Below are 13559 nucleotides of genomic sequence, written 5' to 3' on the forward strand. Positions count from 1 at the left end.
CGCACAGGTCCCGTCCAGCATTCAGGGCAGAGCGCGAGCGATTTCTGTGATTACGTCAAAGGCCATCATCACATCGGTCTCGGTGGTTTCGAACTGCCCAGCCTGGAACCGGATCACAAGCGCGCCATCGACGCGGGTCTGGGTCAGGTAGATACGCCCGTCATCGTTGATCGCATTGACCAAACGCTGGTTCAACTCGTCCGGGTCGGATCTGTCGCGCAGATAGCGGAAGGTCCAGAGCGACCACATCGGCGGCGTCACGATCTCGAAATCCGGCTCGGCAGCCAGCCGGTCATGCAATGCGCTCGACCAGGCGATATGGTTGCGCAGCCTCTGGCGCAGCCCCTCCATCCCATAGCTGCGCATCAGGAACCACAGTTTCAGCGCCCGGAACCGGCGACCCAGCGGCACCGACCATTCCGAATAGTTGATAACCCCGTCGCGCCCGTGGGTCTTGAGATACTCGGGTTGGATCGCCAGTGTACGCACCAGATCGTCGGGGTTCTTCAGGAAATGCGCCGAACAGTCGAACTGCACCCCCAGCCATTTATGGGGGTTGAACACGATACTGTCGGCGCGCGCGATGCCGGGCCAGTAATGGCGGAACTCGGGGCAGATCATCGCCGACCCGGCCCAGGCCGCGTCCACATGGGTATAGAGTCCGTATGTCTCGGCCACATCCAGACAGCGATCCACCGGGTCGGTGGCCCCCGTACCGGTGCCGCCCACGCACAGGATCAGGCCTGCCGGGTGCAGCCCCGCCGCAAGATCGGTCTTGATCGCTGCCTCGAGCGCGCCGGGGTTCATGCCACGCCAGTCGCCCTTGATCGGCACACGCACCAGATTGTCCTGGCCGATCCCTGCCACCCAGATGGCGCGATCGATCGAGGTATGAACCTCGGACGAGCAATAGACACGCAACGGTTTCTGGCCGAACAGCCCCTGCCGGTTCCCCTGCCAGTCCAGCGCCTTTTCCCTAAGTGTCAGCACTGCCGCCAGGGTCGCGGATGAGGCACTGTCCTGGATTACGCCTGCGAACCCTTCGGGCAGATCCAATGCCTGACGCAGCCAGTCCATCATCCGCGTTTCCATTTCGGTCGCGGCGGGTGAGGTCTGCCACAGCATGCATTGCGGCGCGATGGCCGAGGCTAGGAACTCGGCCAGGACCGAGGGAGCAGATGCGTTCGAGTTGAAATAGGCAAAGAAGCGCGGGTGCTGCCAATGGGTGATCCCGGGCATCACGATATCATCGAAATCGCGAAAGATATCTTCCATCGCTTCGGGAGTCTCGGGCGGTGTTGCGGGCAGGGCGTTCAACACTGCGCCCGGCTCTGTCCGGGCGCGCACGGGGCGGTCGCCCACGGTCAGGTGATAATCCTGCGTCCAGTCGGCAACTCTGCGGCCCCAATCGGCGAATTCATCCCATTTCATCTGTCGTATCCTCGCCTGCCCTCAGGGGGCAATGATCGGTTGCGCCTTGAGGGCGCTCGGCGCTGGTTCGGCGCCTTCGAAGGTTGACCCTTCTTCGAACCAGCTTTTGGGCGCGGGTGCCCCCCATAGCGTTTGGCGCTGCGGGTCGGTGAGCGACCAGCGGATCGGTTCCAGATCCGGATCGACCGTCTGATAGTCCGAACAATAGATCTCGATCCGGTGCCCGTCAGGGTCGCGGACATAAAGGAAGAAGGCGTTCGAGATCCCGTGCCGCCCCGGCCCGCGCTCGATATTGGCGACATAGCCGGTGGTGCTCATCAGATCGAGCAGGTCGATGATGTTGAGCGGGGTCGGCACCCAGAAGGCGGTGTGATGCAGGCGCGGGCCCAGCCCGTTGGTAAAGGCCACGTCATGCACGCCGCCCTTGCGGTGCATCCAGGCGGCCCAGAGGCGGCCGCTTTCGTCATCTTCGGTGTATTCGGTGACGCGAAACCCCATCTCGCCATAAAAGGCGACACTGGCATCCACATCGGCCGAGAACATGTTGAAATGGTCGATCCTGAGCGGCTTTACCCCGTTATAGAGCCGGTATTGCTGATGGATCGGTGGCAGCCTGTCCATCCGCACATAGAATTCCAGCGGAATGCCCCAAGGATCGCGGGTGCGCAGCGTCCGGCCCATATGCGGGCGCTCGACCCAGGCGGTGGGTAAAGATTTTTCGGCGAAAAAGCTTTCGGCCCGCTCCAGGTCTGGTTCGTCATACAGCTTGAAGCCCAGCACGCCGACATCGGCCGTATCGGCCTGAACCAGAACGATGCAGTGGTGACCGCGCTCTTCCATCGCGCGCAGATACAGACGCCCTGTCTCTTCATGCGTAACCTGAAGACCCAGGATGTCGATATAGAAGGCGCGGCTGGCCGCCAGGTCCCTCACCCGGTATTCCACATGGCTGAGACGCACGATGTTGAACGGCGGGTACAGGTTCGGTGCGGGAACTGGCATGTGAGTCCTGCTTGGCTGAGGGTTGATTTTGATTAACATGTGAAATTAATTTCACCTTGTCAAATCCGTTTTGACCGGCGTCCTGAGGCCATTCGCCCGTTGCGGGGCGCTGAGATTTCGGCAAGACTTCGTTATGAACTCCGATTTGCCCTTAACTTCAAGGTCCTTGCCGATCGCGCTGCTCAGGGCGCGCGAACGTGTCATGGGGCCGATCCGTGCCATTCTGATGGATGTCGGGATTACCGAACAACAATGGCGCGTCCTTCGTGTCCTCGAAGAGGAGGGACCACAGGATCCGACTCGAATCGCGGATCAGGCGTGTCTGCTGTTGCCCAGCCTGACCCGGATCCTTCAGAAACTGGAAGAGAAGGATTTGATCACGCGGCAACCTGATCCCGGTGACAGGCGCAAACAGATTGTCAATATCACGCCGGCTGGAGCCAAGATCATTCGCGATAACCTGGGCGCCAGCCAGGCTGTGTTTGATGATATCCGAACGCAGTTGGGGGCCGATCGCTTCGAAACACTGCTTGATCTTCTAAATGAGCTCTATCAGGAAAAATCCGTCTGAGTCCGGGGAGATAGGAGAATCTGCCGGAGAGGAGGGGGTTCTCTCCGGCAGAGGGGTCAGGCTAGAAGTAGCTGCGCCGCCTGACCTTCCAGCAGAAATCGGACGCAATGGTCACCGTCCATGCCGCTGGGTCGTCGGAACATCTGCGGGCCGGTAGGGACGGCACCTTTGATAACTGAACGGGACGAGGGGGTCTGCCCGTCAGAACGATGTTCCGAGATCTCAGTTTGTCTCTGTCTCACCTTTTCTAATCAGAAAGACGCACAACCAAAGGTGGCGCAATATCGATTTTAACGCTTTGATGCATAAAGGCAAGGATTGCGCGAAAAAGTGCCGATGCAATTTTTGGTTGCAGGCAGGATGCCGCGTATGGCCGTTGAGCGCGGTTCCTGGACAAGCCTGTTGCCAGAGCGTTAGACCAGCCTAAGATGGCGGCATCACTTCGAGGGGGAAAATGACCGAGCAGCTTGGCACACTAGAGGAACTGCCGCAGGACTATCGGGATCAGATGGCTGCGGCAGGTGTTGCGCCGCTTTGGCCGATGATGCGCAATGTGCTGCCGCATGATGCGCCGAAGCCCGTGACACGCTCGGGGCATTGGTCCTATCCGGCGGTGCGGCCCCTCTTGCTGCGTGCCGGAGAGCTGACGCCGGTGGAAAAGGCCGAGCGTCGGGTGCTGGTTCTGTCTGATCCGGGGCGCGGTGCGGGAGCGATGCAGGCGACCGCGACCATTTATCTGGGATTGCAACTGTTGCTTCCGGGAGAGTCGGCGCCGGCACATCGCCACACGCCGTCGGCCGTGCGGATCGTGGTCGAGGGGCAAGGCGGTTATACCGTGGTCGATGGCGAGCGCCTGGCGATGGAGCCGGGCGATCTGGTGCTGACGCCGGGCGGCGAATGGCACGATCACGGGCATGACGGGGACGAGCCGGTGATCTGGCTCGACGCGCTCGACCTGCCTCTGTTCGTGCAGCTCGAAGGGTCTTATGCGATCGAGGGCGATTTGCAGGCGCAGCGCAACCGCCCCGATGCCAGCCAGGTCGAATACCGGGCCGCCGGGCTGGCCCCGTCGCGACGGCCGGGGCGGGGTGCGCGGCGCTATCCGATGATGCGCTATCCCTGGGCCGCGACCGAGGCGGCGCTGCGCCAGATGGCGGCCTATGGCGAGGGAATTGCCGAACTGGACTATATCAACCCCGAAACCGGAGAGGATGTGTTGCCCGCGCTTGGTTTCACCGCGATGATGCTGACGGACGGACAGGTCGAGGCACCGCCGCTGCGCTCGTGCTCTTCGGCCTTTCACGTGATCGCGGGCTCCGGGCGCTGTGAGATCGACGGGCAGGTCATCGAATGGGGGCCAAAGGACACATTCACCGCCCCGGTCTTTGCCCGCATCCGGCATCAGGCAGAGAGCGAGGCGTTTATGGTCCGAATCCACGACCGGCCGCTGCAAGAGAAACTTGGTTACTACGAGGAACGCGCCACATGAGCGACAGCCTGTTCACCCTGCCCCCGATACCGGGCATCCCGGTCCGCGGCGACAGCGGCACCTATCCGATCGGACGCATATTCTGCGTTGGCCGCAACTATGCCGCCCATGCCGCCGAGATGGGTAACGAAGTGGACCGCGAGGCGCCGTTCTATTTCACCAAATCCCCCGCCAATGCGATCCTGACCGGGGCCACCGTGCCTTATCCGCCGGGTACCGAGAATTTCCATTACGAGATGGAGCTGGCCTTTGCCATCGGCAAGCCGGTGTTCCGTGCCAGCCGGGCCGAGGCTTGGGACGCGGTCTATGCCTATGGCTGCGCGCTGGACATGACCCGGCGCGACCAGCAGATCCGCGAGCGCGACAAAAAACGCCCCTGGGATCTGGGTAAGGATGTCGAGAACGCGGCGGTCTTTGCCCCTCTGACCCGGGTGGCAGACTGGTCGCCCGAAGATGGTAAGCGCATCCATCTCGAAGTGAATGGCGCGGTCAAACAGGACGCCACCCTGTCCGAGCTGATCTGGAAGATTGACGAGATCGTCAGCCACCTGTCGGGCTATTACCATTTGCGTCCCGGCGATCTGGTAATGACGGGCACGCCTGCCGGGGTTGGCCCGGTCGTGGCCGGGGATGTGATCACCGGCGGCATTGACGGGCTGGATCCGATCGCGCTGACGCTTGGGCCGGCAGAGTAGCCTATGATTGCGAGGGCATCCTTGCTGCGGTTGAAAAGAATGGTGGGCGGGTCGCTGATTCCAGCCTGTCCAGAGGGACATTAAACATGGCGCCAATCAAGTGATGAGCCAGATCGCATCCAAAAGCACGCTGGCCTATTAGTGACGATCCAAAATGCAATGGTACGGACCATGTCGGAAGAAAAGTGGTACGATTCGATCAAGCTGTTTTTTGGCGGCGCCCGTCTGATCGGGGCCTTTTGAGAGGAGTGTAGCAATATATTGCAAGTATGATAGTAATGAGCATTATATTGCTTAGAGAGGGTCAAAGGGAGGATAACATGACCTATCGGAGAAAGATTCTGGGTCTGATCGGTGGTGCTGCGGTTGCGGCTCTGGCGACCGGGTTCGGCGCCGGCACCGCGCTGGCGCAAGAGGTTACGCTGAAGCTGCACCAGTTCCTGCCGGCGCAGGCAAATGTGCCGAAACTGGTGCTGGATGTCTGGGCGGACAATGTCGAGAAGGATTCGGGCGGCCGCATCAAGGTCGAGCGCTATCCCTCGATGCAACTCGGCGGCAAGCCGCCGGAGCTGATGGACCAGGCCATAGACGGTGTGGCCGACGTGGTCTGGACTGTGGTCGGCTATACGCCGGGCCGCTTCCCCTCGACCGAGGTGTTCGAACTACCCTTCATGATGACCAATGCCCGTGCGGTCAGCCGTGCCTATTGGGAGATGTTCGAAAAACACATGAAGGACACCGAGTTTAAGGATGTGCACATTCTGGGCACCTGGGTTCACGGGCCCGGCATGATCCATACCAAGGATCCGGTGGAAAAACCCGAGGACCTGCAAGGCATGAAGATCCGCGGCGGTTCGCGATCGGTCAACTCGCTGCTGACCAAACTGGGCGCGACCCCGGTCGGCATGCCGGTTCCCGCCGTTCCCGAAGGACTCAGCAAGGGTGTAATCGACGGCACAACCATTCCGTGGGAAGTCACCACGGCATTGAAGGTTCCGGAACTGGTGGAGAACCACACCGAGTTCTCCGGAAAGGCGCTCTATACCCTGACTTTCGTTCTGGCGATGAACAAGGCCAAGTACGACAGCCTGCCGGATGATCTGAAAGCCGCTGTCGACAAGAACTCGGGTCTTGATTTCTCGGTGTTTGCGGGCGGCACACAGGCCGATTCCGATGGGCCAGCCCGCAAGGTTGCCGAAGACCTGGGCAACAACATCATCACCATCGACGAGGCCGGGGTGGCCGAATGGCGCGCGCTGGCACAGCCCATTTATGATGAGTGGGTCGCCGACATGAACAGCAAGGGCATCGACGGTCAGGCGCTGATCGACGAAGCGCAGATGCTGATCGAGAAGTACACACCGGATTACGCGAACTGATCCGGAGAAGAACCGACCCCGCGGCACGCAGCTGCTGCGGGATCCCCTTTCGGCGAAAGACGAAAAGAACAGATGCACAAGCTGATGATGGGGCTGGCCAAGGCCATGGCCATTTTGGGTGGGATCGTGCTCAGCGCCCTGATCATGCTGACCTGCGTGTCCATTCTGGGCCGTCTGCTCAACGGTGCGTTTCACGGCAGTTTCATGACCGGGATCGCGCCGGAATTTTCTCACTGGATGATCCAGCTGGGCGTGGGTCCGGTGAACGGCGATTTTGAACTTGTCGAGGCAGGGGTTGCCTTTGCGATCTTCTGCTTCCTGCCGTTCTGTCAGATTACCGCTGGCCACGCATCTGTCGACATCCTGACGAATTCTTTTTCTCAGGGCGTGAACCGGTTCTTGCGCATGGTCACTGAGACCGTGTTCGCCGCCGTCCTGATCCTGATCGCGTGGAAACTGGGCGACGGGATGATCAGTAAACGAAGTTACGGCGAGACGACCCTGCTATTGGAATTCCCGATATGGTGGGCCTATGCGCTGAGTTTTCTCGCCTCTCTGGCTGCGGCCGTGGTCGGCTGTTACATGGCTGGCGTGCGTTTAGTCGAGTTCTTCACCGGGCGCGTGATCGTCTGGGATGGTGTGGAGACAGGCCATTGACCACGCTTGAAATCGGGATCGCGTCGTTCCCTGCCCTGATGGTTCTGATCTTTCTGCGCGTGCCGATCGGGCTTGCCATGTTCCTTGTCGGCCTGATTGGGCTGGTGCTGGTGACCGACGGAACTCAGGTCGCTTTTGCCCGGTTGAAGAACGAGACCTATACGACCTTTTCCAGCTACTCGCTGACCATCGTGCCGATGTTCCTGCTGATGGGCCATTTCGCCACCCTTGGCGGTATGTCGAACGCCCTGTTCAAGGCGGCCGAAGGCTGGCTGGGCCACCGCAAGGGTGGTGTTGCCATGGCCGCCATTGGTGCCTGCGCGGGGTTTGGCGCGATCTGTGGATCGTCGCTGGCCACTGCGGCCACCATGGGCCGTGTCGCCCTGCCAGAGTTGCGGCAGTATGGCTATGCCGGCGGGTTTTCTACCGCCACGCTGGCCGCAGGCGGTACGCTGGGAATCCTGATCCCGCCATCGGTAGTGCTGGTGATCTATGCCATTCTGACCGAACAGAACATTGCCAAGCTGTTTCTCGCGGCTTTCATTCCCGGAATCATGGCGGCGGTCGGCTACCTGATCGCTATCTCTGTCTACGTGCGGCTCTACCCCGAAAGCGCGGGCACCCGGCCACCCGTTCCCTATTCCGAACGGTTTGCCGCTTTGGTCCAGGTCTGGCCAGTTCTTCTGGTGTTTGGTCTTGTTGTCGGCGGTATCTACCTTGGCTGGTTCACACCAACCGAAGGTGCCGCCGTCGGTGCGCTGGGGACCGGCGTGATTGCTTGGCTGAACGGCGGCTTGACGCGGGCCTCGCTGACCGAAAGCTTTCTGGTGACAGCGCGTTCTACAGCAATGATCTTTTTCATCGTGCTGGGTGCGGCCTTTTACAACGGGTTCCTTGCCCTGACCCAGGTGCCGCAGGAACTCTCGAACTTCGTGGTCAGTCAGGGATACAGCCCGTGGACGGTACTGGCGCTGATCCTCGTCTTCTATCTGGTGTTCGGCTGCCTGATGGACAGTCTCAGCATGATCCTGTTGACCATCCCGATCTTCTTTCCGGTGATATCCGCAATGGACTTCGACCTTGTGTCGCTGGCCGCCATGCAGGCCGACGCCGCGATGGAGGTTCTCAAGGCCGGCGTTCCCGAAGAGATGAGCGCTGAGACCCTGGCAGGCATCAAGGATGCCATCGCCAGCGGTGCCGAACTGACTCGCGACCAGATGAAGGAGCTGGGCATCCGCGTCACCCGTGGCATGGCCAACCGGATGGAGGCCGAGCACGTGGCGATCTGGTTCGGCATTCTGGTGCTGATCGTGGTCGAGGTCGGGCTGATCACGCCACCTGTCGGCATGAACCTGTTCATCATCAACGCGATGGATCGGGCGACCCGCATGGTCGATACCTACAAGGCGGTAATGTTCTTTGTCGCGACGGACCTGATCCGTGTTGTCATTCTGGTCGCGTTTCCCGCGATCACACTGTTTCTGCTGGGATAGGTCAGGTCTGCCCCGGCTCTGCGCGACCGGCCTGACCGCAGGCCGCGACGCGGCATGTGGGAGGAGACGATGACGCATTACCTGGCGCATGATGTTCGGCGCGAGGATCGCGCGGATGGCGCGGTCCTGCTGCGATCCGGGCATGAAGCAGTATCGCCTGACCGAAAGACTGCCGATTGGTTGCACCGCTGGGCCGGGCACACGCCCGATGCTGTGTTTCTGGCAGAACGCAGCGGGGCGGGCTGGGCCGAGTTGCGCTATGACGCGGCGCTGGAGCGGGTTCGCGCCGTGGCGGCAGGTCTGCTGGCGCGTGGGCTGATGCCTGGGGATCGTATCCTGATCATCTCGGGCAACAGCGTGAACCATGGAGTGTTGGCGCTTGCGGCGCAGTATGTGGGCCTTGTGCCGGTTCCGGTGGCCGAACAGTACTCGCTGATCCCCGGTGCACTGAAACAGCTACGCTATGTGATCGGGCTGATCGACCCGGCGATGGTTTACGCCGAGGATGGTGCGCAGTTCGCAAATGCGCTGGCGATGGACGAGATAACAGGCCACCGGATCGTTGTCGGACGAAATCCCGGGCCGGGTATGAGCCTTCTTGCCGATCTCGAACGCGAAACCGCCGATATTGATACCGCAGCCAAGGCAGTCGGCCCCGAGACGGTTGCCAAGATCCTGATGACCTCGGGCTCGACCTCGAACCCCAAGGGTGTACTGACCACGCAAAAGATGCTGTGCGCCAACCAGGCACAATACACCCGCGCCTTGCCGTTTTTGTCGGAACGTCCCCCGCGACTGGTTGATTGGCTGCCTTGGAATCACGTCTTTGGCGGATCGAATAATTTCAACCAGATGCTGGCCTTTGGCGGTGCGCTTTACATCGACGGGGGCAAGCCCGCCCCGGCCCTAATCGGCAAGACGTTTGAGAACAACCGCCTGATGAACGGCACCATCGCCTATAACGTACCGGTGGGTTTTGCCCAGCTGCGTGACGAGATGCGTCGGGACCCTGCGTTGAAGCGCCATTTCTTTGCCGATCTCGACATGCTCTTCTATGCGGGCGCATCTCTGCCTGCAGATGTCTGGCGCGACCTGAGCGATATGGCCGCCGAAGTGCGCGACACCCAGCCCCTGATCACCACCTGCTGGGGCATGACCGAAACCGCGCCCGCCTGTATCTTTCAGCATGTACCGGCCAACCTGCCCGGTATCATCGGTGTGCCGCTGACCGGTGTGACGGTCAAGCTTGTTCCGGCAGATGGCGGGGGTCACGAGTTGCGTGTGCAGGGGCCCAACGTCTTCTCCGGCTATCTGGGCAACCCGGAAAAGACAGCCGAGGCCTTTGACGAAGAGGGTTTCTTTCGCACCGGCGACAAGGTTTCGCTGGTTGACGCCGAGGATCCGAACAAGGGGCTTCGGTTCGACGGGCGGATCGCCGAGGAGTTCAAGTTGACTACCGGGATATGGGTGCCTGCCTCCGATCTGCGGCTAGAGGTTCTGGCGGCATTGGCCCCCTTGGCGGCGGATGTGGTCTTGACCGGCGAGGGACGTGGCGAGGTTGGCGCGATGATTGTTCCGTCGCCCGCGCTGGTGCAGGGCCTCGACGCGCGCGATGGCGCTTGTCTTCCTGGGGAACAGGCTGAGGAGATCGCCAAGCGCCTGTCTCGTTTGAATGCGGGTCGTGGCAGCGCCACTACCGTTGCACGCGCCCTGATTCTCTCGGATCCGCCATCAATGGCGGATGGCGAGGTTACTGCCAAAGGAAACCTGAATTTCCGCAAAATCTTGATGCTCCGGGCCGAACTGGTCACCCGATTGCACGAGGATCCGGACGAAGCAGTCATTTTTGTGCATTAAGATGCATAATTTTTGCGAGATGAATAGGCAATATCTTGCATAAATGACTTTTGAATGCATGATGATTGTCTAAGAGGGAGGCGCGCGGGACCGTGGAGGAGAGCCGTCCGCGTGCGGCCTTGGGTATTCACCGGGAGGAGAACGGGATGAGCGGAAACGCCGCGCATTACTTTGTGGATCGGCACATTGACGAAGGGCAGGGCGATCGTCCCGCCTTTCGCGAAGCCGCAGGGAAAAAGCGTCGGATCACTTATGGCGAGCTGGCCACGGAGAGCGGCCGTGTCGCGGGTGCCCTCGCCCGCGCCGGTATCCCGCGCGAGGCGCGCGCCGCGATGCTGGTGTTGGACCAGGTGGAATTTCCGACTTTGTTCTGGGGGTGCCTGAAGGCGGGCGTGGTGCCGGTGCCGCTGAATACATTGCTGGCGACCTCTGTCTACGATGTTATCCTGAACGATAGCCGGGCCAGCATTCTGTTCGTGTCCGAAGAGCTTTGGCCGGTGGTGCAAGCCGCTGCCGAGGCTTCGCCGTATCTGACCCAGGTTGTGGTCATCGGTGCGGCGCCCGAGGGCACGCAGGGTTATGAGGATTTCGTGCGTGACGCCGATATCCTGCCCACGGTTCAAAGCTCGTCCGACGATGTCGCCTTCTGGCTCTACTCCTCGGGGTCGACGGGGCAACCCAAAGGCGTTCGGCATGTGCATGGCAGCCTCAAGGCAACGGCGGATACTTACGGCGCGCAGGTGCTTGGGATAGAGCCCGATGACCTGGTCTTTTCCGCAGCTAAACTGTTCTTTGCCTATGGGCTGGGCAATGGCATGACCTTTCCCATGTCGGTCGGGGCAGAGACGATCCTGTTTAATGGGCGCCCGACGCCAGACGGGGTGCGCGACATCATCGCCGCCCAGCGGCCAACCGTGTTCTGCGGTGTGCCAACACTGTATGCAGCGATGGTCGCAATGCTGGACCGCGAGGGCGTGCCGGATGTGACGTTGCGCCGCTGCATCTCGGCCGGTGAGGCTCTGCCAGAAGAGATCGGACGATCGTGGCGCCGGCAGTGGGGCGTCGACATTCTGGATGGTGTTGGCTCGACCGAGATGCTGCATATCTTTCTGTCGAACGCGCCGGGGGATGTTGTTTATGGCACTTCGGGTCGCGCCGTGCCGGGCTATGAGGTACGGCTGGTCGACGAAAGCGGCGCAGATGTCGGGCCGGGTGGTTTGGGAGAGTTGCTGGTGCGCGGTGCCTCGGCGGCGGACGGCTACTGGAACAAGCGCGACAAGAGCCGCGCCACCTTCGAGGGCGAATGGACCCGCACGGGCGACAAGTACGAGCTGACGCCCGAGGGTCGCTATGTCTATTGCGGGCGTACTGACGACATGTTCAAGGTCTCGGGTATCTGGCTGTCGCCGTTTGAGGTGGAGCAGGCGCTGGTGGCACATCCGGCCGTTCTCGAGGCGGCGGTGGTGGCGGCGCGCGACGCCGATGGACTGGAAAAGCCAAAGGCCTTTATCGTGCTCAAGACGGCAGAGACCGAAGGGCTGGCCGACACGCTGCGCGACTTCGTCAAGGAGAAGGTGGGTAAGTGGAAACACCCCCGTTGGATCGAGTTTGTTGACGACCTGCCCAAGACCGCTACGGGCAAGATTCAGCGGTTCAAATTGCGCCAGGAGGGGTGAGAGATGGAATGGTGTTCTGCGCCAACAGAAAAGCTGCGAGTCAACGGCGCGGCGCTGGAATACGCTTGCTACGGCCCCTTGCCGTCCGAGGCGCCGACAATTGTCCTGTTGCACGAGGGATTGGGCTGCACTGCCCTGTGGCGGGATTTCCCAAGCCGGCTTGCTGAGCGCACCGGGCTTGGCGTACTTGTCTATTCGCGCCAGGGCTATGGCAAGTCCGATCCGGTATCTTTGCCGCGACCGTTGGACTTTCAGACCCGCGAGGCGTTGGATGTCCTGCCTGGGGTTCTGGACGTTACGGGCGTCGATCGCGCCATTCTCTTTGGGCATTCCGACGGGGCGACAATTGCGGCGATCTATGCCGGCAGCGTCGAGGACCGGCGCGTGCGCGGTCTGATCCTTGAGGCGCCGCATTTCTTTACCGAACCGAGCGGGCTGGCTTCGATTGCGGCCGCGCGCGAGGCATATGAAAGCGGCGATTTGAAAGCGAAGATGGCCAAGTACCATCTTGACCCTGACGGAGCCTTCAAGGGTTGGAATGGCGCCTGGCTGGATCCGGGTTTTGCCGCATGGAACGTGGCCGAGGTGATCGACTATTTCCGGGTTCCGATACTGGCCATTCAGGGGCGGCAGGACCAATATGGTACAATGGCGCAGATCGAAGAGATCGAAAACCGCGCTTACTGCCCGGTCGATACGCTGATCCTCGATTGCGAGCATGCGCCGCATCAGGAGTCCCCGGAACCGGTGCTGGATGTGGTGGGCGAGTATTGTGCCCGGCTGATCCGTATTGAGGCCGCCCAGGTCATTCCCGCCTGAACTATGGCGTTGTGTCTGTCATATCCGGCTTATGTCCCCGGTCGGACAGCTCGCCCGCCTGAGGACACGTTTCTCGATTTGCGCAAAAGCGTAACGGCGGGAATGATGGAGGAAGAACTGGCCGCCAGCCCAGCCTGGAGGGCGGGTTGGCAATTCTACGGCGCGGGCTACTTCTGGGAGGCGCATGAAGTCTGGGAACCCGTCTGGATGCAGTTGCCGCCGAATTCCGCCGCGCGTCATATTGCGCAGGCGGCAATCCAACTGGCGAATGCAGAGCTCAAGATGCAGATGGACCGCCCCCGGGCTGCACGGCGTCTCTGTGCTCTGGTCCGGGAACATGCCGGCAGGACAGGGGGAGAACGGGCGATGGGGCTGTGTTCTGACGATCTGGTGGCGCTCGTCGAAAAGGTGGAAAAGCGACTCACAAGTAATGCAAAATAATGCACAAATCGCCTGATCTGTTATGGAGTCTTTTGATTTTTTTAGTAAG

The 13559-nt window shown here is 61.0% G+C and carries 12 protein-coding genes; 10 read left to right on the forward strand and 2 right to left on the reverse strand.

Annotation, left to right across the window (positions count from 1 at the left end; all coding sequences use genetic code 11):
- Positions 1 to 21: 21 nt before the first annotated feature.
- Entirely contained in the window at positions 22 to 1431 is a 1410-nt protein-coding gene (locus OEZ49_RS01580; RefSeq protein WP_263386685.1) for a pyridoxal phosphate-dependent decarboxylase family protein, read from the reverse strand.
- 21 nt (positions 1432 to 1452) lie between these two features.
- Complete coding sequence (gene hpaD / locus OEZ49_RS01585; protein ID WP_263386686.1) at positions 1453 to 2433, reverse strand: 3,4-dihydroxyphenylacetate 2,3-dioxygenase; 981 nt, start codon at positions 2431 to 2433, stop codon at positions 1453 to 1455.
- 133 nt (positions 2434 to 2566) lie between these two features.
- Between hpaD and hpaR the strand changes: the two genes are divergently transcribed.
- The 10 genes from hpaR to OEZ49_RS01635 all read left to right on the forward strand — a co-directional run bounded on the left by hpaR (position 2567) and on the right by OEZ49_RS01635 (position 13510).
- Positions 2567 to 3004, forward strand: a complete 438-nt coding sequence (gene hpaR, locus OEZ49_RS01590; RefSeq protein ID WP_263386687.1) for a homoprotocatechuate degradation operon regulator HpaR — start codon at positions 2567 to 2569, stop codon at positions 3002 to 3004.
- Positions 3005 to 3458: 454 nt separating this feature from the next.
- Positions 3459 to 4493 (forward strand): cupin domain-containing protein, encoded by a 1035-nt coding sequence (locus tag OEZ49_RS01595; RefSeq protein WP_263386688.1) that lies wholly within the window; start codon positions 3459 to 3461, stop codon positions 4491 to 4493.
- Positions 4490 to 5188: a fumarylacetoacetate hydrolase family protein gene (locus OEZ49_RS01600; RefSeq protein ID WP_263386689.1), complete on the forward strand. Its 699-nt coding sequence runs from the start codon at positions 4490 to 4492 to the stop codon at positions 5186 to 5188. Before OEZ49_RS01595 ends, OEZ49_RS01600 begins: the two co-directional genes overlap by 4 nt.
- 320 nt (positions 5189 to 5508) lie before the next feature.
- Positions 5509 to 6567: a TRAP transporter substrate-binding protein gene (locus OEZ49_RS01605; protein WP_164130878.1), complete on the forward strand. Its 1059-nt coding sequence runs from the start codon at positions 5509 to 5511 to the stop codon at positions 6565 to 6567.
- Positions 6568 to 6639: 72 nt separating this feature from the next.
- Complete coding sequence (locus OEZ49_RS01610) at positions 6640 to 7224, forward strand: TRAP transporter small permease (RefSeq protein WP_263386690.1); 585 nt, start codon at positions 6640 to 6642, stop codon at positions 7222 to 7224.
- A complete protein-coding gene (locus OEZ49_RS01615; protein WP_263386691.1) occupies positions 7221 to 8717 on the forward strand; it encodes a TRAP transporter large permease in 1497 nt (498 codons plus the stop codon). The genes OEZ49_RS01610 and OEZ49_RS01615 overlap by 4 nt, the downstream gene beginning before the upstream one ends.
- Positions 8718 to 8786: 69 nt before the next feature.
- Entirely contained in the window at positions 8787 to 10574 is a 1788-nt protein-coding gene (locus tag OEZ49_RS01620) for a feruloyl-CoA synthase (protein ID WP_263386692.1), read from the forward strand.
- A gap of 146 nt (positions 10575 to 10720) precedes the next feature.
- Positions 10721 to 12250, forward strand: coding sequence for a benzoate-CoA ligase family protein (locus tag OEZ49_RS01625; protein ID WP_263386693.1), 1530 nt, complete (start codon positions 10721 to 10723; stop codon positions 12248 to 12250).
- 3 nt (positions 12251 to 12253) lie between these two features.
- Positions 12254 to 13069 (forward strand): alpha/beta fold hydrolase, encoded by an 816-nt coding sequence (locus tag OEZ49_RS01630; protein ID WP_263386694.1) that lies wholly within the window; start codon positions 12254 to 12256, stop codon positions 13067 to 13069.
- Between the two features lie 105 nt (positions 13070 to 13174).
- Entirely contained in the window at positions 13175 to 13510 is a 336-nt protein-coding gene (locus OEZ49_RS01635; RefSeq protein WP_263386695.1) for a DUF309 domain-containing protein, read from the forward strand.
- Positions 13511 to 13559: the final 49 nt, after the last annotated feature.

The sequence above is a fragment of the Ruegeria marisflavi genome, from assembly GCF_025673445.1.
Classification (GTDB): domain Bacteria; phylum Pseudomonadota; class Alphaproteobacteria; order Rhodobacterales; family Rhodobacteraceae; genus Ruegeria_B; species Ruegeria_B marisflavi.